Here is a 21,752-nt window from a genome sequence, read left to right as displayed (position 1 = left end):
AGCTATACCGCAGGCTTTACGACGTCGCTCAGTACAGGTGCTTCATGCCCAATCCCCAATCTTTACGGCAAATTTTCTCGCAGTAATGCTCGAAAGCCTGCTTGTTGAAAATGCTCATCAGCAGTCAGTGCTTCAGTGATGCCGCTATATTGCATAACAATAAAAGATACACAATCGACAAATCCCCATTCTTTCTCTGTTCGTTCGCGATATAGCTGGAAAGCACGTTCGTAGAGTTCCTGGGAAAGGGGGACAATTTCTACTTTGGAGTCTGCTACTAAAGAATTTAATAATATGATTGCTGCCTGACGATAAGGTTGTTGGGATAAGGCATTGCCAATTTCCAACATCACCGCCTGTGTTGTCACCAAACGAGTTTCTGCTGCTTGTAATATTTTAGCCAGATGTAAGGCTCGGTTATGCAAGCGATCGCTCGGTGCAGATAAGGCAATGGCAAATGATGTATCAAGAAAGACTTCAGAATGCATGAAAAGTTTATTTACTGTACAAATATTTATCTATATTGGCAGACCAGTCAGGCGGCCCTTCGAGATTGAGCGATCGCGCCGTTTGCAGAAATGATACTGTTTCATGTTCACTTGGCGGTAAAATTTCAATACTGATTCGCACGCGGGTATTAATTGGTAGTGCGATCGGTTCAGCCGGATAGAACACTTTGCCATTAAACACAGCTGTGATTTTTTCTACCATTTTCCTCAAAAATTGTTTCTAGTCTATCCTAAACTGGTTGTGGTAATACGGGTAGAGTAGACGACCCTATAAGTAGTGAAGATACGTATATTTGTCTTACAAATTATCTCGATTTTTCAAAATTGTCTAAACTACCAACTGAATTACACCCCACTGCCCATTTGTCAACCAAGAAGAGTCAGATTTTGCTACTTTCTCAAGAACTTCTGGTTTTAAACCGACTGCTACTTCTGACTTCAGGGTGCGTAGAGCTACCATTGGCACGGGTAAGTAGCAGACTATATCTGCAATATTGGTGGTAAAATTCCAATGGCGATCGCCTAATAATCGGCGATAATTGGCATCTCCTTTGATTATAATCAAACTCGCATTGGCTAACTCATTTTTGAGGTAGTTGGGTATTTCCCAAAAAGCTAAAGGCGATGTCCAAAAGTAATCTTCAGATAGTACTAAACGCCCTGATGCAATATTGTCTTGCAATCTTTTAGCAAAGGATGTAACTTGTTGATTTCCACTAGCGGCTAAAAAACTTGTTGTGTAATGTACATCCTTAATCGTGGCATCAGAGACAAAAGTCGGATGTGGCTTTAAGTGTAGGTAAACCCGATCTGCCAGTCCGCTACTTAACAAAAAATCTACTAAAAATAAATCACAAACAAGTTCAAAACCAGCATTGTCTACAACAAAATCAATCCGTCCTCCTTGAGAGTTGATTAACAATTCCGTGACTTGGGAGGCATCATTTACTAGGATGTGAGCTAGTTGGGTTTGAATATCAAAACGACTGCGATCGCTCTCGGATGCTGACCATAAACTCAAGTCAACTCGATTTCCCCACAAAGCAAAATATAACAGTGCTATTAAAGCTGTTTGATTTGATTCTCCCTTGAGTTGTGAATTATCTAACCAATTGTTAGCCTGACCACACAATAGAATAATCGAATCCAGAGATGCTTCTAAACTTTGAGACTTTTGTAACTCAAATGGATCGACACCTTGCCAGACACCAGGGCGAAAATAATTAGTAATTTCTAGAATTAACCGAAAAAAATAAGTTTCGGCAAAAAACCAAGGAACATCTACCCAACGCCGATCTTTGTATAATTCTAAATATGTATTCCAGGCTGAAAAATCTATAGCAGTCTTATTTAAAAGAGGTTGCACATATCCTGCTGGCAATTCTGTAGCCAGGTTTTCTAAGCTGGTATTAATTTCAGACGAGAAATTATTTTCAGCGATAACTTTACGAGCGATCGCAGGCATTCGTTGAGTAACTGTAAACTCAGAAAAAGAACCGACTTCTGACCCCAAAAGAGACGGTGGTATGGGTAATTTGGGGATGTGGGGTATATTCACTACAAACTTTGATTTTCTTGATATTTTTAGTTATTCTAACCCCGTGTGCGACTTTATTTCAAACCTAATTAACTCAAAAGTGGGATAAATCCACCAATGCTGCAAACAAAGCATTTAAGAAAGTCAGAAAAAAAAGACTGATTATGGTATAGACGGCGATTCCTCGCGTCTCTTGTTTTAACCAATCGGAAGTTTACCTGATGGGTTGATTTGTTATTTACCCGAACTGGTGAATTAAATTCACCCCAATTGGAAAAATGGGGAATTAGGAGAAAGTTTAGTAATAACTTCAAAGAAACAAAGATATGCTCAATAAAATCCTCATCTGACAAGTATTTTTAGAAGATGCATTAGCGTAGTTCGCCGCAGGCATCGCCTATTCACATATCTAGAGATTTTTTGCTTGAGGCTATCAACCGAAATCCAACTTTGTTTTGGCTAATTAACTTTCCATACCAATATGCTAGAAAATCTTGATGATGGAAGCAAATGCTTTTAATTTTCCAATTGATAAAAAAAAGTGATTGCAATTAATATCTAGAGGTAAATCCTCCAACTCATTGCCTTTTCGTGACTTCTGAACTATTTTGGCAGTATCACGGGTTCCATAAATTCACTACAAATAAGCTAATAGTGTCAAAATGTTATATGTATAGTTTATTTACAAAGTCATTTATGCCAAAAGCAATTTGGAATGGAGCTGTTTTAGCCGAGAGTGATAATACTGTAGTTGTGGAGGGCAACCATTATTTCCCTGTTGACACCATTAACAAACAGTACTTTACTGAAAGCAACACTCACACTACTTGTCCTTGGAAAGGTGTTGCCAGTTACTACAGTATTGAAGTTGATGGGCAAGTCAACAAAGATGCTGCTTGGTATTATCCCAGTTCTAAGGAGAAGGCTAAGAACATTGAAGGCCATGTGGCCTTCTGGAAGGGTGTAAAAGTTGAGGCTTAATAAAGGTTTCTGGAAGTATTTTAGTTGCAGGTAATTGATATTACATTCGACTAATTGCCCATAAAATACTTAGCCAGCGCACGCAGGCTAAGTATTTAAATTTATTTGCGAATTTATTTGAATACGTAATTATACCTTCGCCTTGCGAAATGCTGCTTGCTTTCTCTTTGTCAGCCAAACCACACTACCAGCAAGTATAGTACCAGCGATCGCACTTGGTTCGGGTACTCTTGTCAGTAAAACAACGTCACTGGCTGTAACAATTATATTGCCTCCTACTCCTGAATTATTGCTATCACCAGCGATCGCACTTGGTTCGGGTACTCTTCTCAGAATCAGGTTAGGGGTTGTAAGAGTTATGTTGCCTCCTAATCCTAAATTATTGCTACCAGCGTTAATTTCCACGTTATTATTTAAATCAAGATTAGCAGTAGAGATATTTAAAGTGCCGCTGTTGATGATGCCGTTGGGAGTCCCGATGTTACTATAATCTTGGACAATCAGTTGACTAGTATTAATCACAGTATTGTTGCTGCTAAATAAGTGACTATGCTCGGTGAGCGTCACCACATCACTAGCATTAATCTCAATATTATTGCTGCTGATAGTGCTATTGATAAGTCTTAAGTTACTATCTATCTTAAAATTGTCGCCGCTAACAGTGCTATTGGTAAAGGTTAGGTTACTAGAACTGTAAGCATTGAAATTACCAGCGATCGCTAACCCAGAAAGTCTAACATCGGCGGCGTTAATGTCAAACACGGGAAAGTGATTATTGCTACTAATGGTAAGTAAGTTAGCACCTGGGCCATTAATAGTGAGATTTTTAGCGATCGCAAGTGTCCCACTTGTTAGGGTAATTGTACTGGGATTACTACCCAACAGGAACTCTACCACGTCATTGCTAGTTGCAGTGTTGATAGCGTCTCGCAATGAGCCAAAGCCACTATCATCAAGATTGTTAACCGTCAAAGTAGCAGCTTGGGCTGATTCCACTTGCATTATCACCCAACCCAGAGCAACAGCTGTGGAAATAGCTTGAGCGATAGCATTTTTTCTATTGTTTTTTGTCACCTAAAACTCCTCAGATTAATTTTTTAAAAAATAAAAAAAGTCACTTGTACAGTTGATAGATACATCATAATGTTCAAATTTAATTCGCAAGGCTGGTTTTGATAATTTATAGATTCAAAACTTAATTGAATAATTTTTAGAAAGCTGCGATCAACTAGTCTGTCTTGCTAGAAACGCTTCAATATACAGCAAAACTGTTGTGATAAGCCTGTATTTCTGAAAACTATAGTGGTTCTCAATTGTATGGAATACAGACCTAACAAGAACAGCCCCTTCCCTACCTCTCCCTAACCCTCTTTTATGAGGAAAGCGAAGCAGAAAAACTTTTGTTGCTGGAAGAGGAGTAAGAATCAAAGCCTCTCTCCTTTTAAAAGAGAGGTTTGGAGAGAAGTCAGAGCGTATTGTATCCAAACGAGAAGCGCTATATAAGTATCTTTCTATCAATTACTCCCGCAACAATGCCCGATTGAAGAATTTTCAGAAGGCTGTGAAATCTTGCCTGTCTCACTAGAAACGCTTCAGTATGCAGTCAAATTGCACGTAGGCGTAGCCCGTCGTAGATATCGCTATTTACTATAGTTTTGGGATAGCTAAAATATATGCAGGCATGACCGAAAAATTATGACTACAGGTTTTTAACAACACCAAAAACTTTCATTCAGTAATGTTTCTACACCATTAGGAAAAGGACAATTCTCAGGAAATTTTGTTTTATATTCCTTACTCATATTTTTATGTGCATTTTGATAACATTCATCACATATAGTTAAAAAATAATTACACAGACTAGGAGAATCTCGAAGAATACGACTTAATTCCTGTTGTGTGCGGCTAATTGTTGCTTCCCAACCGCCATAACATTCTGGTAAATTTACATAATTCCGTTTTAAGGCGTGTTCAAATAAAGTTGTCAAACGACTTTCTAATTCTCGTCTATCTCTCCTCCCCAATCCTTCTATCTCCTCAATTAAGTTTTCCCAGTCTACATTGCTATAATCTTGGGATTTTAAGCTATTGACAGTCTGCTCAATCCATAATGCAAAGTCTGTTACATAGAGAGTTTTTACTGGTGATTGAGTCATAAAAAACTTTAGAGTGCTTTAGCAACAGTTTAACCCAAGGGTTTAACAAAATATAATTGAAGAATTGGGAAAAGGCTGTGAAATCTTGCTTGTCTCGCTAGAAACGCTTGAGTATGCAGTCAAATCGCGCGTAGGCGTAGCCAGTTGTAGACATCGCTATTTTATCATTTTGGAATAGGTTGGGTTAATGGCTTCTAGACACAGCAATAGCGATATTCTCAAAGCATATTTTTATCTCGAAGAAGCTGATATTTATGAGGCGCTTGCCTATGCTGCATGGCGAGTTGAAGTTTAAAACAAGTTTAGATAGATTTAGACCGATTTTTAGAACTTTTGTAACCAATGACTACAAACACACACTTTAACGCTAAAGTCAACAACGGTACAATCGAAATTCCCGTTGAGTATCAAGACGAGATACGCAACGCCGAAATAGTACAAATTGTGATATTAAAACCTTTGTCAAAAAAGAAGCGTTTTCCACAAACGGGTATCATAGCCCAGCTAACTGCAAATCCTATCCAGATTGCAAGTTTCAAACCACTCACCAGAGAAGAAGCGAATGAACGCTGGTGATCTGACACGATGCTTTGTTGATTCCAATATTTGGCTTTATCGTTTTATCTTGAACCCCAGCGATCTAAGTGCAATACAAAAGCAACAAATAGCTACAAACGTTACAAGTCAAGAAAACCTACTTGTTAGTACGCAAGTTATCAATGAAGTTTGTGCAAATTTAATCCGTAAAGCAGGTTTTGATAACTCGCAGATTCAAAACTTAATTGAAGATTTTTCAGAAGGCTGTGAAATCTTGCCTGTCTTACTAGAAACGCTTCAGTATGCAGTCAAATTGCGCGCTCGCTATTTGCTATCGTTTTGGGATAGTCTCATTTTTAGGGCAAGCAAGTATTTTGTACTCAGAAGATATGCAAGATAGCTTAATTATTGAAAATGCCTTACAGATTGTCAATCCATTTTTGCACGGAAAGACATAACTCTCGAAGTTCACGCCAAGGTATCAAAACAAGAATGGCTATATTTTGTCGTTAATTGATAAGTTTTGCTTAAGCTGTAGTAACGATCGCATAAGCATTTGCCACGAATAGATAAGCATTTGTAACAAAACAAGTTCTATTGTTAATGATCGCATAAGCGTTTGCCACAAATAGATAAGTATTCGTAACAAAACAAGTTGTGTTGGTAACGAACGCATAAGCTTTGGTAACGACAACAACTTTATTCTTAACGTCCGCTTCTGTGTTGCTAACAAATGGACAAGCTGTTGTTACCACGGGAACTTCATTTGTAACGTCGCTGCTACAAAAGTACTTAAATTATTCTTGTGAAGAGGATTCTCTTTAAGCTTTGCATTGCACGAGTAGCAAGGTTATGCTGATGCCAAGCTTGAAAGAAATCGGGGTAAGTCATATTCTGGGCGCATTCCCAGGCTAAATTGTAGTTTTCATCATCCAATCGCCAATAACCACTTAAAGCTTCAACTACCTCAAAGCGATGTTTATTATCCTGTAGAATTTGCCCTAAGCTAGATGCTGCCTGCCTACGGGTGTCGTCATCCACATGATTTGATTGCAGCAATTGCACCAAAGCGGCGATCGCAATTTTATTGCCTGGGTCGATTCTGCCTAAGCTATCTGCTGCCTTACTACGGGTGTCCATGTAGCATCACCAATGTTTTCGCCGATTTTCTCCTGGGCTTTAGTCCAAAGCGTAGTAGCGATCGCAGTAGCAACAGCCGTCAGTGTCACAGTTACCATAAATTCACTACAAATTGAATTGATATAGAAATTTCTCGGATCAATACCTTTTGCAATTTTTCACAGAGAATATCACGAATACCACGCACAACCTGATAAGTTGAATTTTAACTCAAATAATTTAAGTGGTTTGACTGGAATCAGCATTGAAGAATAAGAACACCTAATTAGAACCCAAGCAAACTATCTCCAAGGAGTTTAGCGCTGATGGAAACAGCAGATGTGATTGTAATCGGCAGTGGTCAAGGAGGCATTCCACTGGCGGCTGATTTTGCCAATGAGGGACGTAAAGTTGTCTTGTTTGAGCGGGATGCTTTAGGCGGCAGTTGCATCAACTATGGCTGCACTCCGTCGAAAGCGTTCTTAGCTGCGGCTCATGCAGCAGGGCGGGCGCGTCAGGGCAAGAAGTTAGGCATCCATACGCAGGTTGAAGTGGATTTTCCAGCTGTCATGGAGCGAGTTCGGGGAATCCGCAGCAGCTTTAATCAGGGGATTCGCAAGCGATTGGAGACTGCAGGTGTCAAAGTCATTTGTGCCGAAGCTTCTTTTGTGGGTGAACGGACGGTCAAAGGTGGGGATGTTACCGTTCAGGCTCCTTTGGTAATTATTAACACAGGCACGTCAGCGCTGATTCCTGACATTCCCGGACTTGCAGGAACTCCCTATCTGACCAACCGCAACTTCTTTGACTTGAACACCTTACCAGCCCGTTTATTGGTGATTGGAGGCGGCTATATTGGCTTGGAATTGGGACAAGGACTAGCGCGTTTGGGCAGTCAGACCGACTTAATTGTGCGGGGCGATCGCCTCCTCGACCGGGAAGAGGCTGATGTCAGCAAGGTCTTAGCAGAAGCATTAAAACAGGATGGGATTGGGCTTCACTTTGGAGTCAATGTGAATCACGTCGCCCACGAGAGTAATGTGTTTAGGCTGACCCTGAGCAGTGGCGAACAACTCCAAGGAGAAGCGTTACTGGTTGTGATTGGACGGAAACCCAATACAAGTCGATTAAATGCAGCCGCCAGCAAAATTGAGCTAGACGATCGAGGGTTTATCAAAATTGATGACCAGTTCCATACTACCTGTTCTGGAGTCTATGCGATTGGGGATGCTGCCAAACAGCCTGCCTTTACGCACGTCTCGTGGGAGGACTATCGCCGCTTAAAAGCAATTTTGTGTGGAGAAAACCGGACACGGAGCGATCGCGTCCTTGGCTATGCGGTTTACACAGAACCCCAGGTGGGGCGAGTGGGTATGACGTTAGAACAAGCTCAGAAACAAGGCATCAACGCGCGTGCTGTCACGTTACCCATGAGCCAAATTGCGCGTGCGATCGAGTGGGGGCATGACCTCGGATTTTATCGCATGGCGATCGACAGCGACACAGACAAAATCCTGGGAGCAACCCTGGTGGGGTACGAAACTGCTGAACTGGTGCATGTATTTTTATCCTTGATGGAAGCAGGAGCAACTTGGCAGTTGTTAGAGCGATCGGTTCACATCCATCCCACCTATGGTGAAGCTTTACCCAGTCTGGCACGGTTGCTGCTTGGAGATAATATGCCAGGGTGTCCGAATATGTGAAGAGGTTTTATTGATGCACAACATCAGTTGGCATTAATAAGTAGATATCCTTTGCATCCTTTGCAGTAGTCTGCGGCAAGGCTAAATTGTTGCAAAAAAATTTGTAGGTTGGGTTGAGGAACGAAACCCAACACTCCGATCAATGTTGGGTTTCGCATTGCTCAACCCAACCTACATCTAATGCACTATTTTAGTTGTGCCACGCCACTACGAAAATATCTGAAACCTAATTATGAATTATCAATTTTTAATTAGAAGCTGCCTTTTCTGCAACATTACGAATTATTTCCTCCAGCGTTTGGAGTAACTCTTGCTCGTTATAAGGTTTAGAAAAGTAAGCTTGCGCCCCCAATTGCATAGCTAGTTGCCGATGTTTATTGCTGCTACGAGAAGTCAGCATGGCAACGGGAATATTTTTTGTATCAACGTCTGAATTTACCTTACCTAAAAAGCCATAACCATCAAGGCGAGGCATTTCAATATCGCATATTACCGCCTCAACTTTCAATCCATTATGGAGTTTTTCTAAAGCATCTTGACCATCTTTCGCTTGCTCTACTTGATACCCTCCTTTTTCAAGGGTCAAAGCTAAAAAGCGGCGTACATTAATTGAATCATCTACGATTAAAATTGTGCCTTTCTGCTTAATAGATGCTGCTGATATTTTGTCTTCATCAAATATCAAGAACGGTGTTTTTAACCTTGCTGATGGTAATTGAGTGCCTCTGGGAGTCCGCTGATTCGTAGCAATCCAATACAGTAACTCATTGACATTAACTAGTGGCACAACTCGACCATCACCGAGAATTGTGCAGTTGCTAAAGCCTTCAGGTAAAGGTATATTCCCCTCGACTTGGCGAATTGCAACTTCTTGTTCGCCCCAGCAACGATCTATTTGGATTGCAACTGGCTGATTATTACCTTTGACTACTAACACACTGTTAGTACTAATGGCTGCCGGAATTTCCAACTCTGGGCTATCGTAGCGTAGGCAATTAAATTCTAAATAACCAGTTAGGCGAATCAGTGGCAGCATGGTTCCTTGCCAATTTAAAACTTCGCTACCAGCCATCTCGAAAACTCGCTCGTCTTGGAGTAAAGATATTTCTGAAATCACATCTGTAGGAAATGCTAATAGAATTTTGTTGATTTCTACCAGCAGAACTCGCGCAACCGAAAGTGTAAAGGGTACTGAGAGGGTGAAGGTAGTACCAACTCCTGGTTCTGTATCAACTTTCACATCTCCTCGAATCAGTTTGAGGTTGTTGCGAACCACATCCATACCGACACCGCGACCAGATAATGCTGTTACTTGCTCAGAGGTGGTAAAACCTGGTTCAAAAATTAGTGATAACAGTTCTTCATCGCTAGCATTAGTCAGTAGAGAAGCATCCAATCCCATCGCTAGGGCGCGGGTACGAATTTTTTCCAGAGAAATGCCCCAACCATCATCACGGATGGTGATGATCGTGCGATTACTGCGGTGAGTAGCTGTAATTTCAATTAATCCTTGTTCTGGTTTACCCAAAAGGCGACGCGTGGCAGAGTCTTCGATACCATGATCGAAAGCGTTCCTTAACAGGTGCATTAAAGGTTCGTTTAAAGCTTCTAAAATGCTGCGTTCAATTAAAGTGTTACCACCTTCAATTTTTAACTGGACATTTTTCCCATACTCTACATTTAAATCGCGCAAAGCTCTAGGGAACCGTTCAATTAAATCGGATAGCGGCCGCATTCGGATGTGATTTAGTTTCGTCTGTAACTGTTTTGATGTTTTGTTGAGTTTACGAGCAATATGGTCTGTATCATCTACGCTGAGTTGCACATCTGTTGTAACTTCCTGTACCTGAACAATGGTTTCCATAACTTCCTGCGATCGCAGGTTTAATTCGTTATAGCGATCCATTTCTAAGGCATCAAATTCTGTGTTTATACCTTGTACTTGGTGGCCATTTCCAGCTTGCATCTGTGCCCCATTAGACATGGTAGCTTGAGTGGAAATTTTGTCGGAGACTAGACGTAATTCCTGGTTTTCGCGGTCGAGAACTTGGACTCGCTGGTTGAGGTTACGAACGAGTTTGCGTAATCTTTCTAGTTGTGAGTTTAACCCATTGCGCTGAACAATCAGTTCGCCAAATAAATCATTAATTTGCTCTAGTTGTTTGCTGGGAACTCGGACGCTGTTTTCATGAATTTCTCGTTCTTTCCCAACGGCAACTGGCTCTCCTTTGCCTTCGCTAAATTTGGCATCTGGAGGATTCTCTTCTTTAGCAAATATTGTATTGTGTTCAGTGACATTAACAGCATTTACGTCATCGGTAAATTCTGCATCTACAAATGTAAAATTGGCTGCGGTTGCTTCATTTTTAGTCCAAGTTTCTGGAGTTATCTCTGCTTGCCAAACAGCTGTTGACACTACTTCTGTGTCTAGGACATCTGTGGGGATAAGCTGTGGTATTACTTCTGCTGGTAATAATGGCTGGGATTGCGTATAACTACCCAAATCAATTTCTGTAGGCAAGTTATCTAATTGATTCGTCAGCACCAAAGCTTGCGATCGCCGCCATGCTTGCAATGCTAACTGGGCAATTTCAGGAATGCGCGAGCTACTAACAGTTTCCAAATGCTGCCTTACTGACTCACAAAGCTTCCTAAAAGCTGCCAACTGGAGCATTTCCCCTAAACCGCCTAATTCATCTGCCAGGATCGCAATTTCTTCATGCAATCTGGCTTGTTCGCTATCTGCCAATATAGATTCTAGACGCTGCAAACACTCTTCTACTTCTGTGGCAAATAGCAAAGGGATAACGTCTTGCCCGTCCTCTGGGGATAGCATGGTTGATGCATCTTCTGGGGTAGGGTCGCCCAAGCGATCGTGCAACTCATCAAAAATTGGATAACAAAAAGTTGCTAACCACTGATCTTCAACAACATTCCCTTCTGCAAGCAATTCTACAATCTGACGCAGCCAGTCAACTCCAGATAGCAATAAACTTTGCAACTGAGTATCAATTTCTAAAGAATTTTTTTTAGTTTTTAAAACTTTAAAGGAATCTTCCAGACGGTGAGATAAATCACTTAGCGATCTAAATCCCATCATCCCCGCACCACCTTTAATAGAATGAGTGGCCCGGAGTGCAGCATTGATTTTATCCAAATCGATGCGGTTACTAGTATCGATTTCCAGCAATACCCCTTCTAAGGTATTTAAATAATCTGTTGCCTCTTCCAGAAACTGCATCTGGATTTCTAGTTCTTTGTCTTGTAGCATGGTTTTTGTCCTTAGTCATTGGTCATTGGTCATTGGTCATTGATCGTTAGTCATTAGTCATTGGTCATTGGTCTTAGTAAAACGACAAAGGACAAATGGCAAATGACAAAAGTCATTAGACATTGGTCATTAGTAAAATGACAAATGACAAATGACAAATGACAAATGACAAATGACAAACTTAACTAACTTTGAAAGCCTCGACAGTCTCTTGCAACTGCTGGGAAATGTCCACAGTTTGTTGCAGAGATTGGGAAACTTGGTGAGAAGAATCGCTGGTGCGTTGTGATATTGCAGCGATATCTTTCATCAATTGGCTAACACTTTGCGATGTTTCCACCTGAGATGCAGTTGCAGTAGAAATCGACTGCACTAAGGAGTCAATTTGACACGATACATCCAAAATTTGACTTAGACTTTGTTTCGCCTCCTCTACAATTCGAGTACCTTCTACCACTTGGGTAGTGCCTATTTCCATTGCTTGCACCACTTCACTGGTTTCTCGTTGGATATTTTCAACAATTTGCTCAATTTCTTGGGTTGCTGCGGCACTCCTAACTGCTAGTTCGCCGACTTCTTCAGCCACTACGGCAAAACCTTGACCTTCTTCACCCGCACGTGCTGCTTCAATACCGGCGTTGATAGCAAGCAAGTTGGTTTGAATCGCGATTTGGTTAATCAAGGAAACTACGCGAGAAATTTGTTGCGAAGACTCTCCCAAACGTTTGACTTTCTTGGCAGTTTCACCCACTGTTTCCCGCAAAGACAGGATATTTTGTACTGTCAAATCCATCGCGTGTCCACTCTTGGTGGCGGTATGAGCAGCATGGTTAGCAATGAAGGCAGCTTTTTCGGCACTTTCGGCTACAGCTTTCATTGATTGGGTCATTTGGTCAACAGCATCAAGGGTGTGGTTGATTTCGGCAGCTTGGGTGAGTGCTTCCTCTGCTAGGTGGCGGATGGCTCCTTCGTTAGAGCCAATGGCACTATTTACATGGATAGCAGCTTGTTTAACTTGGGTAACAATATCCCGGAGGCTTTCCACAATGGAGTTGAAAAAGTCGGCAACAGTGCCGATTTCTCCCGCGGTTACGTCTGCACGCACTGTCAAGTCGCCTCTAGCTGCACCTTCTACGTCGTTGAGTAGTTGTAAAAGTTGTTGTTGCAGTATTTCGTTTTCTTGCCATTCTTCGTTTGATCCGGTTACAGCAACATTTCTGATTTTCTCTATCTCTTCTAATAACTTGGCTTGTTCTAAGGCATAGCCGACTTGAGTTGCTATCTGTTGAAACAAGTCCATTTCCGGCTGTTGCCAAACACGAGGAGTTTCGCAATGATGAGCAATTAGTAAGCCTAAAAGCTTTTCTTGGGCAAGAATCGGTACGATCAAATTACCTTTGACAGCAAATTTTTCCAACAGTTGGATGTAACCGTCGGCATTTTTCAGGCTTTGGTCTTGATGAATGTTGGCAACTGCTTGCACCTCTCCATCGCCATAAGTTTCTAGATAATGTTCCCGAAAATAGGGGTGATCAATTTGCACTCCCAGCATTTCCGGCCAATTACCAGTTATCGATTCTGCAACGACAACGCCAGCCAAAGTATCTGGATTCAGACTATAAATGATTACCCGGTCTGTTTTTAGAATTCGCTGAACTTCTTTGACTGCTGCGTGATAAATCTCTTCAGTTTTGAGACTTCTCCGAATCCGTAGGGTAATATCTGCTAGTAATTTTGCCCCTTCAACGTCCAGTTCTTGTTGCTGTTCCTTAACTAAGACCTGCAATTGTTCAGCCATCAGGTTGATATTTGCACTCAATACCCCTAATTCGTCTTCTCTTTCGATTTGCAGACGGGTATTAAATTTACCTTGACCTAACTTTGCTAATGCCGCAGTTGCATTGAGAATTGGCTGTGTAGTCAGTTTAGCTAACCGAGATGCGATCGCACCCACAATCAATGCTGTCACTGCTGTACCAATGGCTATAGTCCACAATAATTGTCTTTGCGGTTCAAATACAGTTGCGGTGTCTGTAGATAAAAGTACCTGCCAGTTTAAATCAGGTAAGCCATCTAGGGTACTAGCTGGTACATAACTAACTAGTTTTTGTTTTTTGTGAGTTTTGGGAACTTCTATAAAACTATCTACCTTTTTAGCTGCTAGCAGCTTAGGTAAATTAGAATACTCTCCCTTGGCCTCTTTCCCTAATAATTCCTTTTGGGGACTTAAGAAAACTGTTCCCGAAGCATCGAGCAAATGGTATTGTTGTCCGTTGGCTGCGTAGTTTTTGATGACTTCCTCTAAAGATTTTCCGGGGATACGTGCTTGTACCACGCCAATAGTTTGGCCCGTCCTTGTCTCTTTCACAGGTGCGGCTAGATAAATACTTACAACACCAGTATTTTTTGCTGCTTCCGGTTTGCTGACCACAGGAGTATCTTTTTGTAAAGCATCTTGAAAATAGGTATGGTCTTTTTGATTTTCCAGGGGTTCGCCTGTGGACTGGACAATCAAGTTACCTTGGCGATCAAAAACAGCAATACTGTCATAAGCTTTGTAGGCTTCGACAACCCGATCTAAGACTGCTTGCTTTTCTTGAGTAGTGATATTGACACCAGCTTGGGGACTTGTCAAAAATAGCAAGTTTGATATTACCTGAATATCACCGTAGCGTCCCAGCATGAAGCGGTTAACTTTATCGCTTAAGCCAGTGGCTTGGGCTTGTTGAGATTGAGTAATTTGCTTAGTAATCGATTTGTTGGCAAAACCAAAAGCGATCGCACCGATGCCCAATACTGGTATTGTACCGATTGCGATCGCTAAAATAGTCGCTTTCTTAACCAATCCCAGCCTTGTAAAATAGGCAATCCCTTGATTCAAATAAGAATTATTAGCAGTTTCAGTAGTCAGCTTAGTTGGTAGTTTTACTACAGTTCCAATGGCTTTTTGGGATGAAATCAGTGATGCTCGATTTTGAGCGCTATTACCTTGATTCGTATTGGTTTTATTAAACATAAAAGTAACTCTCCTAAGTATGTGAATAAGAACACTAAAAATCTTTTTTTAGTAGTAAACCCTAATCACTGCGGAGAATAGAAGACTGCACAATCGCCTGTGCATCTAATACCAATAATATTTCTTCCTGTTGCACAACGCACCCACATAAATAAGGAACTAAACTGGATGCCACTTGTCCAATAGGAGAATGAATCTCATCAACTATGAACTTAGTTGTACCTTTTATTTCTTGTACAACTAAGCCCAACACTAATAATTCCACTTGAATAATTATTACATTGTACTGTCGCAATCGATAATCTAGGGATTCTAAATTGAGCATTCTTGGTAAATCAACTACCCAAATTATCCGACTCCGCCAATTCATTAATCCTAATATGCAGGACGGCATATTGGGCATTGACGTAATAGATTCAATAGGCACAATAATTGCTTCTTGCGTATGCCTTATTGATAAAACAGCAGATGTTTGTTGATTTAGCTGAAACTTCAGATAACCATCTGCTAAATTATTTGGGATTGGTTTTGAAGAAAGAGTAATGTTTGTATTAGTCATTGATTCAAATTACCACTAATTTAATAGTACGTAGGAGATGTTCGCGGGTGTAAGGTTTAGTTATATAGGCATCTGCACCTTGTCTTATTGCCCACAAACGGTCAATTTCTTGATTTTTGGAACTACAAACTACAATCGGCACTTTTGCAGTAATCGGATTTCTTCTCAGAGAACGACATAATTCAAATCCACTCATTTCTGGCATTACTACATCAGTAACGATCGCATCTGGTTTTTCTAACACAGCTTTTTCTAAACCCTCTTTTGCACCACTTGCTTTAATTACGTTGTAACCACTCTCTTTGAGATAATGGCTCATTAATTCCAATTCGCTGGGAGAATCTTCTACAATCAGAATTGTGCCAAGCAAAGTCAGGCTCACTATTAAATCTCCTCAAAAAATAAGTTAAACATATTTTGTTATTTTTATTTACCTTGTTCCAATCAACCAATATGCTTAAAAACCATTTTTAGCAATTCTGATTGTGTAAAAGGCTTGGTCAAATATCCTGACGATCTGACCATTTTCGCCTTTGCCCTGTCGATAAATCCTGTTCTACCAGTTACCATAACAATTGGTGTATTTTTAAAAGCTGAATGTTTCCGTAATAAAGAACATAGCTCGTAGCCATCTAAACTTGGCATTTCAACATCTAGCAAAATCAGATCGGGCTTACTCCGCAGAATTTGCATTAAAGCTTTTACTGGATCGTTGATTGTTACAACTGAAAATGTGTTTTCATCCAAAAAATGCTTGATGGAATTCAAAACTGTTTGGCTATCATCAATGCAGGCAATTGTATATAGTTTTTTGCCAACAGGTGGCTGAGTAGTTTTATTATTCTCAGGAATATCAAAATTGATTGGTATTGGCAATTTTTGCCCAAGCTTTATTTGCAGCTGTGGCTGAACTTGAGAACTCCCACCAGCCGGAATTGATGACTGAATATTTTGCCGATTTCGTAACTGCTTTTGACAGTGTTCAACAAGTAACCGTAAATCTAGGTGGCAGAACTTTGGTAGTTCATCCAAAGAGCTTTCTGAACTGAATTCATAGCTACCTTCTTTTAAACACAGAAATGATTCCATTACTTCTTTTGCTAATTCATCTATCAGGTTTCCTGCTTGCACAGAGGTAATATATTCCTGATTTACTAACCAACAAATAGCTTGGTAATCTGCATTTGGTATTGATTGATGTTCATTTTTCGTCTCAAACATTAGCCGCATCTGTATGCGAGTGGCGCTGTTGAGAGGGGGAATTTGCTGACTCAAGCGCCGTAAGTGACTATCAAGGCGCTCAAATAGTTTATCTGAATAGGAGGCATAAGTAAGTTTACCGTCCTCTAGATAGATTGACCAAGAAACTATCCCGGTAAATACGCTTAAGCAACCTGTAGCATGGCGACTTGTTAATTGTGCCAACAGAGATAGCGGATGTAGTTTCTGGAACAACCTGTAGCTACCTATAGGAGTTGTGCTCATTTTGCTTTCACTTCAGCTAAATTCGATACGTGTAATCCAAATTCGTGTAAAGTTATTCCACAATTAAAATCAAGTAAAAAATATTAAACTTTTGTATTTAAAAATACATCAGTTCACATCTAGTTTTGTGGTCAAACTCAACGAGAGTAGCGTTATTTTCAGATGAGCAAATCTTAATAAGTTCGTAAATTGTGATTAATATACTTACTATTACTGAGATTTATCAACATCTTTCGAGAAATAAGACATAAAAATGTCAAGACTAGATGAAGCCACTTTCCATTGAGTAACCCTAATCTGACCACAGGAATAATACTGATTTTGCAAACGGTAATATGTTTGAACTACCGTATTTACACTTAATTAAAGTCTAGTTTTTAAACAGGTAAGAACTATATGAAGCCACTTTTCATTAAATAGCCCCGTTGTGACTACAGGGATAATACTGATTTTTCTGACAAAAATAAAACATAATTCAGAACGGTTAGCAACTGTACCAAAAAAAGGTGTGAAATTAACCGGCGTCTCCAGGTTAATTTTTCTGGTTGTTCAAAATACACGATCGCACAGCAAAATTATTCCTATTGTTGATGTAGTGTGAGTAGGATAATATATTGGTTTTATCGTGCCCACTTCCTTACTCACCTGGGCGTATAAGCTTGCCTTAATAGAATTGCTATATATACCTGAATTTATGGAACAGGTTAGATATAACCAAAAGTCGATCAAAACTTATGAATTTACAATAAAAACCCGCCATTGGTAAGCAATACAATACAATGACAAACCAATAACAAAAATTGAGTAACATTATGCGTTATTCTGTATTGGCTACTGATTACGACGGTACACTAGCAACTGATAATCATGTAAATAAAAATACTTTGGCAGCACTTTCACATCTGCGAAGTTCTGGTTACAAACTCATCTTGGTGACAGGTAGACAGCTAGATGAATTGCTGCAAGTTTTTGTACAAGTAAATTTATTTGATTATGTAGTAGCAGAAAACGGCGCTTTGCTGTACTCACCAGCTACCCGTAAAGAGAGACTATTAGGTTCGCAACCATCAGCAGAATTTATTAACGCATTGCGCGATCGCCAAGTCAAACCTCTGTCAGTTGGTCGTGTAATTGTCGCTACATGGCATCCCCATGAAACCACAGTTTTAGAAACTATCCGCCACTTGGGATTAGAATTACAAGTCATATTGAACAAAGCTGCGGTGATGGTTCTACCGTCAGGAATTAATAAAGCCACAGGGTTAGCCGCCGTTTTGGCTCAGATGCAGTTATCATCTGAAAATGTAGTCGGGATTGGCGATGCAGAAAATGACTGTGATTTCCTGAGTTTTTGTGGTTATTCAGTAGCAGTTGCCAATGCTTTACCGATGCTCAAAGAGCGCGTGGATTTTGTGACTAATGGTAGTCGGGGGGATGGTGTTATCGAACTAATTGAAAAACTCCTCACCTCAGATTTAGCTTAATTGTACAGTGACTAATTACAGCAGTTTGCAACAAGCGTGAGGTACAAAACCGAGGACTCAAAAATTAAATTATTCTTCTGCCTCCAGCATAACTGCCTCCTGCCTCCTGCCTCAAAACTAGTGACTTTGTACTTCATCCAAACGAAAACTGCTGTAAATGTCGCCGTGACAAATTAAAGCTAGGTGGGAGCGATTTCATTTTAATCCTCGTCCTAGCCAAAAAGAGCTGGAGGCGATGTCTGCGACGGGCTTCGCCTATGCATCTGTAGTAAAGCTAGATGCCAAAACTACCCATCTCAGGCAAAGTCAAATGCTCTCTCTTTTCTCTCCCTTACTCCATAAGCCTTACATCCAAGTGTTTCTTCAGAGTTACAAACTATCTGAGTCAATACCGCGCTGTTTGAGACGATTTTGCAAGTCTTGTAGAGCTTGTTCTGCTTGTTCGGCTCGCTGTTGAGCTTGTTCGACTCGCTCATCTGGACTAGAAAAGCGATCGCCAGCTCGATCAAACCAAAACAACCATTCCCGCTCCCAACCTTTGTAAATACCCGCAGCTACACCAATCGCCAGTTGCAATTCCGGTATCCAAAACTTCTCTTGCGATTGCAAAATAAACTTATCGTCAAATCGCTGGTACACTTCAAAGGGAGCATGATTATCTCGCTGCCAATAGTCAGGATTGTAGATCGCGTAATACAACACTCCCAAATCCAGATATTTGCCTAGTTTAATGTCGTATTCTCCGTCATAGGTTTGGGAAACAACTTCTACAACCAAAGTTGGTGGAATCCAATTCTCTTCCCACAGCACGTAACTGAGTCTTCCACTCGGTTGTCGCCGCCGTTCCACACCCAAGCTCAAAAAACCATCGGGGACGATGGCTTTCCGTGGCGCAGTCGGTAGGTAATAGATGCCCATATCCACACCAAAGAACCAATCCTGGCGATCGCTCCAAATAGCTGACAAAATAGCCAATAGTAAGTTAGGAACTAGGTTTTGCAGTTCGTTATCCACAGGGCAATCGTCAGAGTCGGGAAGTTCAGCCGCCGTTGGGAGCAGAGGTAGAGCAATGGGGTTTTCCACAGGATTGATTCTCTGGCAACAGATAAGCCGATTCTATCAAAGGATGGAAACGAGTAATACCTTAGCTCGACTTTATTCATTTTCTTCGCAACGCGATCGCTTGATTTCAAAATATGCGTTGGTGTACCCAAACCCAGGCATCGTTTAATGACAGTTTCAGGTAAAAAGAGGATGGATGCCTTGGCGTAGCCCGCACTTCTCTGCCAGTTGCAAAGGTTGTTCGTGCGATCGCGTGGATAAGGCTATTCAAAAGAATGGGCTGAAGTTGCAACCGTCCTCTCAGCAATGGGAGGGTTGAAAGACAAACAACCGTCCCCACGGGTAAAGCAGCATTGCTTGCAACCGTCCTCTCAGCAATGGGAGGATTTAAAAATCTTTCAAACTGAGATTAGAGCTAGGTTTTAGTAATTATTAAATTTAGGGATGCGTTGAAAGCAAATCCTTTCATCCGCTTGTTTTAATTGTTCTGTATGATAATTACAGGGTGTATTATCTTAACGAGATTAAATTTGTCTCTAGTCCTTAAGCGACACTAATTTGTCATAATGACATTTTAATTGTCATTATGAGATTAATCTGTCACCGACGATAAATAATTAGTCCTTGTATAACAGATGAGCCTGTTGACTCATGCGATTTTCCACAATTACAAGTGCGGATGAAAGGACTTGAACCTTCACTCCTTTCGGAACTAGAACCTAAATCTAGCGCGTCTGCCAATTCCGCCACATCCGCATCAGTTTATTATATTACCATAAGAAATTATTTTTGGGAATAGGGAATAGGAAATAGGAAGTGGACAATAATAAAGCAGAGCAAAAGTTGCAGTAAGTCTTCTTCCAATGCCCAATGCCCTTCAGGAGTGCTGAGTGCTGAGTGGGGAATCTCACTTCTTTACTCAGCACGGGCTAAACGCCCCGCTTCCGCTAACGGAACTCGAAACTCGGAACTGTTTTGTCCCATGCCCAATTACATAACTGCAACACGAGGCAGACGATGCTTGAATCCACAGAGAATTTCCCAAGAAATAGTGTTTAATTGTTTTGCCCAATCGTCTGCTGAAATTTGTTCTTTTCCCTGTTCCCCTAGCAAGGTGACTACTTCCCCTTCTTGGATATTGGGTATGGCACTCACATCCAGCATCAACTGATCCATTGTAATTGTCCCAATTTGCGACACCCGCTGACCGCGAATTAACGCCTGCATTTTGTTGGAAAGACTACGGGGAACACCGTCAGCATAGCCAATTCCCACGACGGCGAGGCGAAGTTCACGTGGGGCAATAAATTGATGCCCGTAGCTAACAGCAGTTCCTGCGGCAATTGTTTTGACTTGGGTAACTCGTGCCTTAAGTTCCAAAACAGGCTTGAGGTCGATCGCATTTTGTAAATGCGGTGCTGGATATAATCCGTAAACAGCTAAACCTACACGTACCATGTCGTAGTGCAGTGCTGGATTTGTGAGTGCAGCAGCTGAGTTTGCCAAGTGCAAACAGCGTACTTGAATTCCCATTGCTTTGATTTGAGCGATCGCATCCTCAAATCGTTTATGCTGTTCTTCCATTGCCGTGGTATCGGGATCGTCTGCTGTCGCCAAATGAGAATAAATACTGGCAATGTCAAGATGTGGTAATCGCTGCACTAATTGCACAAATTCGCCAGCTTGCTGCCAATTAGTTCCCAATCTAGACATTCCCGTGTCTAATTTGATGTGTACGGGTACTGGAGAATCATGATTCATCGATTCTAGAGTATCAGAAAATACTAAAGCTTGTTTAGGGCTACAGAGTGTGGGCTGAAGTTTCCATTGAGCGATCGCATGAATCTGCTCTAGTGTATGAGTTGCCCCTAAAATCAAAATGGGCGCTTCAATCCCGCCTTCTCTCAATTGAATAGCTTCTGGAACTGTAGCCACTCCCAGCCAACTAGCTCCCGATTGGATGGCAATTTGGGCGACTGTTACCGCTCCATGTCCATAGGCATCAGCTTTTACTACTGCCATCAACTGGGTACACGGCGATAAAAACTCCACCAATTGCTTTACATTGTGCGACAACGCCTCTAAATCAATTTCGACCCAAGCTCGTTGCGAAAACCATGCGTAGGTATCGCACTGCTGATTAGGAACTACACCAGGGATTTGTTTGCGACTTAACATTTGTACTGACTCCTATCCCGCCACGGCTAAACTTTCAAGTTATCTATCTATACACGCTCCTAAAAGCGAGATCAGATTAAATAGGAAGTTTAACCTTCAGATTGGAATTGATACAAGATGTTGCGGCGCTAAAGTTAAGAGTTATGAGTGAGGAA

At 41.1% G+C, this 21,752-nt stretch carries 21 protein-coding genes, 1 tRNA gene and 1 pseudogene; 7 read left to right on the top strand and 16 right to left on the bottom strand.

Annotation, left to right across the window (positions count from 1 at the left end; translation table 11 throughout):
* Nucleotides 1-62: 62 nt before the first annotated feature.
* From V7K41_RS23565 to V7K41_RS23555, 3 genes are all read right to left on the bottom strand, one after another.
* The gene (locus V7K41_RS23565; RefSeq protein WP_334852137.1) at nucleotides 63-488 is read right to left on the bottom strand and encodes a type II toxin-antitoxin system VapC family toxin; all 426 of its coding nucleotides are present in this window, start codon (nucleotides 486-488) and stop codon (nucleotides 63-65) included.
* Between the two features lie 7 nt (nucleotides 489-495).
* Nucleotides 496-711, bottom strand: a complete 216-nt coding sequence (locus V7K41_RS23560) for a hypothetical protein (RefSeq protein WP_181928639.1) — start codon at nucleotides 709-711, stop codon at nucleotides 496-498.
* 126 nt (nucleotides 712-837) lie between these two features.
* Complete coding sequence (locus V7K41_RS23555; protein WP_334852135.1) at nucleotides 838-2,067, bottom strand: damage-control phosphatase ARMT1 family protein; 1,230 nt, start codon at nucleotides 2,065-2,067, stop codon at nucleotides 838-840.
* A 675-nt stretch (nucleotides 2,068-2,742) separates the two neighbouring features.
* Here V7K41_RS23555 and V7K41_RS23550 point away from each other — a divergent pair.
* The gene (locus V7K41_RS23550; protein WP_334852133.1) at nucleotides 2,743-3,027 is read left to right on the top strand and encodes a DUF427 domain-containing protein; all 285 of its coding nucleotides are present in this window, start codon (nucleotides 2,743-2,745) and stop codon (nucleotides 3,025-3,027) included.
* A 129-nt stretch (nucleotides 3,028-3,156) separates the two neighbouring features.
* Here V7K41_RS23550 and V7K41_RS23545 read toward each other — a convergent pair whose 3' ends face one another.
* Together V7K41_RS23545 and V7K41_RS23540 are read right to left on the bottom strand one after the other, a co-directional pair.
* On the bottom strand, nucleotides 3,157-4,101 hold the full coding sequence (locus V7K41_RS23545) for a PEP-CTERM sorting domain-containing protein (RefSeq protein ID WP_334852131.1): 945 nt from the start codon (nucleotides 4,099-4,101) through the stop codon (nucleotides 3,157-3,159).
* 635 nt (nucleotides 4,102-4,736) lie between these two features.
* On the bottom strand, nucleotides 4,737-5,183 hold the full coding sequence (locus V7K41_RS23540; protein ID WP_334852129.1) for a DUF29 domain-containing protein: 447 nt from the start codon (nucleotides 5,181-5,183) through the stop codon (nucleotides 4,737-4,739).
* A 178-nt stretch (nucleotides 5,184-5,361) separates the two neighbouring features.
* Between V7K41_RS23540 and V7K41_RS23535 the strand changes: the two are divergent.
* The 3 genes and pseudogenes from V7K41_RS23535 to V7K41_RS23525 form a co-directional block, all read left to right on the top strand.
* Nucleotides 5,362-5,478 (top strand): annotated as a pseudogene (locus V7K41_RS23535) (DUF433 domain-containing protein); the annotation flags it as partial.
* Nucleotides 5,479-5,525: 47 nt separating this feature from the next.
* On the top strand, nucleotides 5,526-5,759 hold the full coding sequence (locus V7K41_RS23530; protein ID WP_334852127.1) for a hypothetical protein: 234 nt from the start codon (nucleotides 5,526-5,528) through the stop codon (nucleotides 5,757-5,759).
* Nucleotides 5,746-6,120, top strand: a complete 375-nt coding sequence (locus V7K41_RS23525) for a PIN domain-containing protein (protein WP_334852125.1) — start codon at nucleotides 5,746-5,748, stop codon at nucleotides 6,118-6,120. The genes V7K41_RS23530 and V7K41_RS23525 overlap by 14 nt, the downstream gene beginning before the upstream one ends.
* Nucleotides 6,121-6,247: 127 nt before the next feature.
* Here V7K41_RS23525 and V7K41_RS23520 read toward each other — a convergent pair whose 3' ends face one another.
* The 3 genes from V7K41_RS23520 to V7K41_RS23510 are packed head-to-tail and all read right to left on the bottom strand — an operon-like array spanning nucleotide 6,248 to nucleotide 6,958.
* Nucleotides 6,248-6,475 carry a hypothetical protein gene (locus tag V7K41_RS23520; RefSeq protein WP_334852123.1) on the bottom strand — a complete coding sequence of 76 codons (228 nt, stop codon included), beginning with the start codon at nucleotides 6,473-6,475 and terminating at the stop codon, nucleotides 6,248-6,250.
* 37 nt (nucleotides 6,476-6,512) lie between these two features.
* Nucleotides 6,513-6,860, bottom strand: coding sequence for a HEAT repeat domain-containing protein (locus tag V7K41_RS23515; RefSeq protein ID WP_334852121.1), 348 nt, complete (start codon nucleotides 6,858-6,860; stop codon nucleotides 6,513-6,515).
* A complete protein-coding gene (locus V7K41_RS23510) occupies nucleotides 6,827-6,958 on the bottom strand; it encodes a hypothetical protein (protein WP_334852119.1) in 132 nt (43 codons plus the stop codon). The genes V7K41_RS23515 and V7K41_RS23510 overlap by 34 nt, the downstream gene beginning before the upstream one ends.
* A 207-nt stretch (nucleotides 6,959-7,165) precedes the next feature.
* On the opposite strand from V7K41_RS23510, the gene V7K41_RS23505 reads away from it, so the two are divergent.
* Complete coding sequence (locus tag V7K41_RS23505; RefSeq protein WP_334852117.1) at nucleotides 7,166-8,542, top strand: dihydrolipoyl dehydrogenase family protein; 1,377 nt, start codon at nucleotides 7,166-7,168, stop codon at nucleotides 8,540-8,542.
* A 247-nt stretch (nucleotides 8,543-8,789) separates the two neighbouring features.
* Here the strand turns inward: V7K41_RS23505 and V7K41_RS23500 are convergent, their stop codons facing one another.
* The 5 genes from V7K41_RS23500 to V7K41_RS23480 form a co-directional block, all read right to left on the bottom strand.
* On the bottom strand, nucleotides 8,790-11,813 hold the full coding sequence (locus V7K41_RS23500; protein ID WP_334852115.1) for a hybrid sensor histidine kinase/response regulator: 3,024 nt from the start codon (nucleotides 11,811-11,813) through the stop codon (nucleotides 8,790-8,792).
* A 181-nt stretch (nucleotides 11,814-11,994) separates the two neighbouring features.
* Entirely contained in the window at nucleotides 11,995-14,829 is a 2,835-nt protein-coding gene (locus V7K41_RS23495) for a methyl-accepting chemotaxis protein (protein WP_334852113.1), read from the bottom strand.
* A 61-nt stretch (nucleotides 14,830-14,890) separates the two neighbouring features.
* Nucleotides 14,891-15,388 (bottom strand): chemotaxis protein CheW, encoded by a 498-nt coding sequence (locus V7K41_RS23490; RefSeq protein WP_334852111.1) that lies wholly within the window; start codon nucleotides 15,386-15,388, stop codon nucleotides 14,891-14,893.
* Nucleotides 15,389-15,392: 4 nt separating this feature from the next.
* Nucleotides 15,393-15,770: a response regulator gene (locus tag V7K41_RS23485; RefSeq protein ID WP_334852109.1), complete on the bottom strand. Its 378-nt coding sequence runs from the start codon at nucleotides 15,768-15,770 to the stop codon at nucleotides 15,393-15,395.
* Between the two features lie 62 nt (nucleotides 15,771-15,832).
* Nucleotides 15,833-16,873 (bottom strand): response regulator, encoded by a 1,041-nt coding sequence (locus tag V7K41_RS23480; protein ID WP_334852107.1) that lies wholly within the window; start codon nucleotides 16,871-16,873, stop codon nucleotides 15,833-15,835.
* Between the two features lie 812 nt (nucleotides 16,874-17,685).
* Between V7K41_RS23480 and V7K41_RS23475 the strand changes: the two genes are divergently transcribed.
* Entirely contained in the window at nucleotides 17,686-18,357 is a 672-nt protein-coding gene (locus V7K41_RS23475) for an HAD family hydrolase (RefSeq protein ID WP_334852105.1), read from the top strand.
* Nucleotides 18,358-18,726: 369 nt separating this feature from the next.
* On the opposite strand, the gene V7K41_RS23470 is transcribed toward V7K41_RS23475, so the two are convergent.
* Nucleotides 18,727-19,440 carry a Uma2 family endonuclease gene (locus V7K41_RS23470; RefSeq protein WP_334852103.1) on the bottom strand — a complete coding sequence of 238 codons (714 nt, stop codon included), beginning with the start codon at nucleotides 19,438-19,440 and terminating at the stop codon, nucleotides 18,727-18,729.
* Here V7K41_RS23470 and V7K41_RS23465 point away from each other — a divergent pair.
* On the top strand, nucleotides 19,427-19,588 hold the full coding sequence (locus V7K41_RS23465) for a hypothetical protein (protein ID WP_334852101.1): 162 nt from the start codon (nucleotides 19,427-19,429) through the stop codon (nucleotides 19,586-19,588). The genes V7K41_RS23470 and V7K41_RS23465 overlap by 14 nt on opposite strands.
* Nucleotides 19,589-20,093: 505 nt before the next feature.
* On the opposite strand, the gene V7K41_RS23460 is transcribed toward V7K41_RS23465, so the two are convergent.
* A tRNA-Leu gene (locus tag V7K41_RS23460) sits at nucleotides 20,094-20,175 on the bottom strand.
* A gap of 234 nt (nucleotides 20,176-20,409) precedes the next feature.
* Nucleotides 20,410-21,597 carry an alanine racemase gene (gene alr, locus V7K41_RS23455; protein ID WP_334852099.1) on the bottom strand — a complete coding sequence of 396 codons (1,188 nt, stop codon included), beginning with the start codon at nucleotides 21,595-21,597 and terminating at the stop codon, nucleotides 20,410-20,412.
* Nucleotides 21,598-21,752 lie beyond the last annotated feature (155 nt).

Source organism: Nostoc sp. (genome assembly GCF_036917415.1).
Lineage (GTDB): Bacteria > Cyanobacteriota > Cyanobacteriia > Cyanobacteriales > Nostocaceae > Nostoc.
Note: the sequence above shows the minus strand (reverse complement) of the source record. Positions and strands in the feature narration are given on the sequence as shown.

Coding starts and splice junctions, on each gene's coding strand:
- V7K41_RS23530 (WP_334852127.1), top strand. CDS start 5,526: ATGACTACAAACACACACTTTAACGCTAAAGTCAACAACGGTACAATC.
- V7K41_RS23490 (WP_334852111.1), bottom strand. CDS start 15,388: ATGACTAATACAAACATTACTCTTTCTTCAAAACCAATCCCAAATAAT.
- V7K41_RS23495 (WP_334852113.1), bottom strand. CDS start 14,829: ATGTTTAATAAAACCAATACGAATCAAGGTAATAGCGCTCAAAATCGA.
- alr (WP_334852099.1), bottom strand. CDS start 21,597: ATGTTAAGTCGCAAACAAATCCCTGGTGTAGTTCCTAATCAGCAGTGC.
- V7K41_RS23550 (WP_334852133.1), top strand. CDS start 2,743: ATGCCAAAAGCAATTTGGAATGGAGCTGTTTTAGCCGAGAGTGATAAT.
- V7K41_RS23515 (WP_334852121.1), bottom strand. CDS start 6,860: ATGGACACCCGTAGTAAGGCAGCAGATAGCTTAGGCAGAATCGACCCA.
- V7K41_RS23475 (WP_334852105.1), top strand. CDS start 17,686: ATGCGTTATTCTGTATTGGCTACTGATTACGACGGTACACTAGCAACT.
- V7K41_RS23500 (WP_334852115.1), bottom strand. CDS start 11,813: ATGCTACAAGACAAAGAACTAGAAATCCAGATGCAGTTTCTGGAAGAG.
- V7K41_RS23480 (WP_334852107.1), bottom strand. CDS start 16,873: ATGAGCACAACTCCTATAGGTAGCTACAGGTTGTTCCAGAAACTACAT.
- V7K41_RS23560 (WP_181928639.1), bottom strand. CDS start 711: ATGGTAGAAAAAATCACAGCTGTGTTTAATGGCAAAGTGTTCTATCCG.
- V7K41_RS23510 (WP_334852119.1), bottom strand. CDS start 6,958: ATGGTAACTGTGACACTGACGGCTGTTGCTACTGCGATCGCTACTACG.
- V7K41_RS23465 (WP_334852101.1), top strand. CDS start 19,427: ATGGGGTTTTCCACAGGATTGATTCTCTGGCAACAGATAAGCCGATTC.
- V7K41_RS23505 (WP_334852117.1), top strand. CDS start 7,166: ATGGAAACAGCAGATGTGATTGTAATCGGCAGTGGTCAAGGAGGCATT.
- V7K41_RS23525 (WP_334852125.1), top strand. CDS start 5,746: ATGAACGCTGGTGATCTGACACGATGCTTTGTTGATTCCAATATTTGG.
- V7K41_RS23540 (WP_334852129.1), bottom strand. CDS start 5,183: ATGACTCAATCACCAGTAAAAACTCTCTATGTAACAGACTTTGCATTA.
- V7K41_RS23565 (WP_334852137.1), bottom strand. CDS start 488: ATGCATTCTGAAGTCTTTCTTGATACATCATTTGCCATTGCCTTATCT.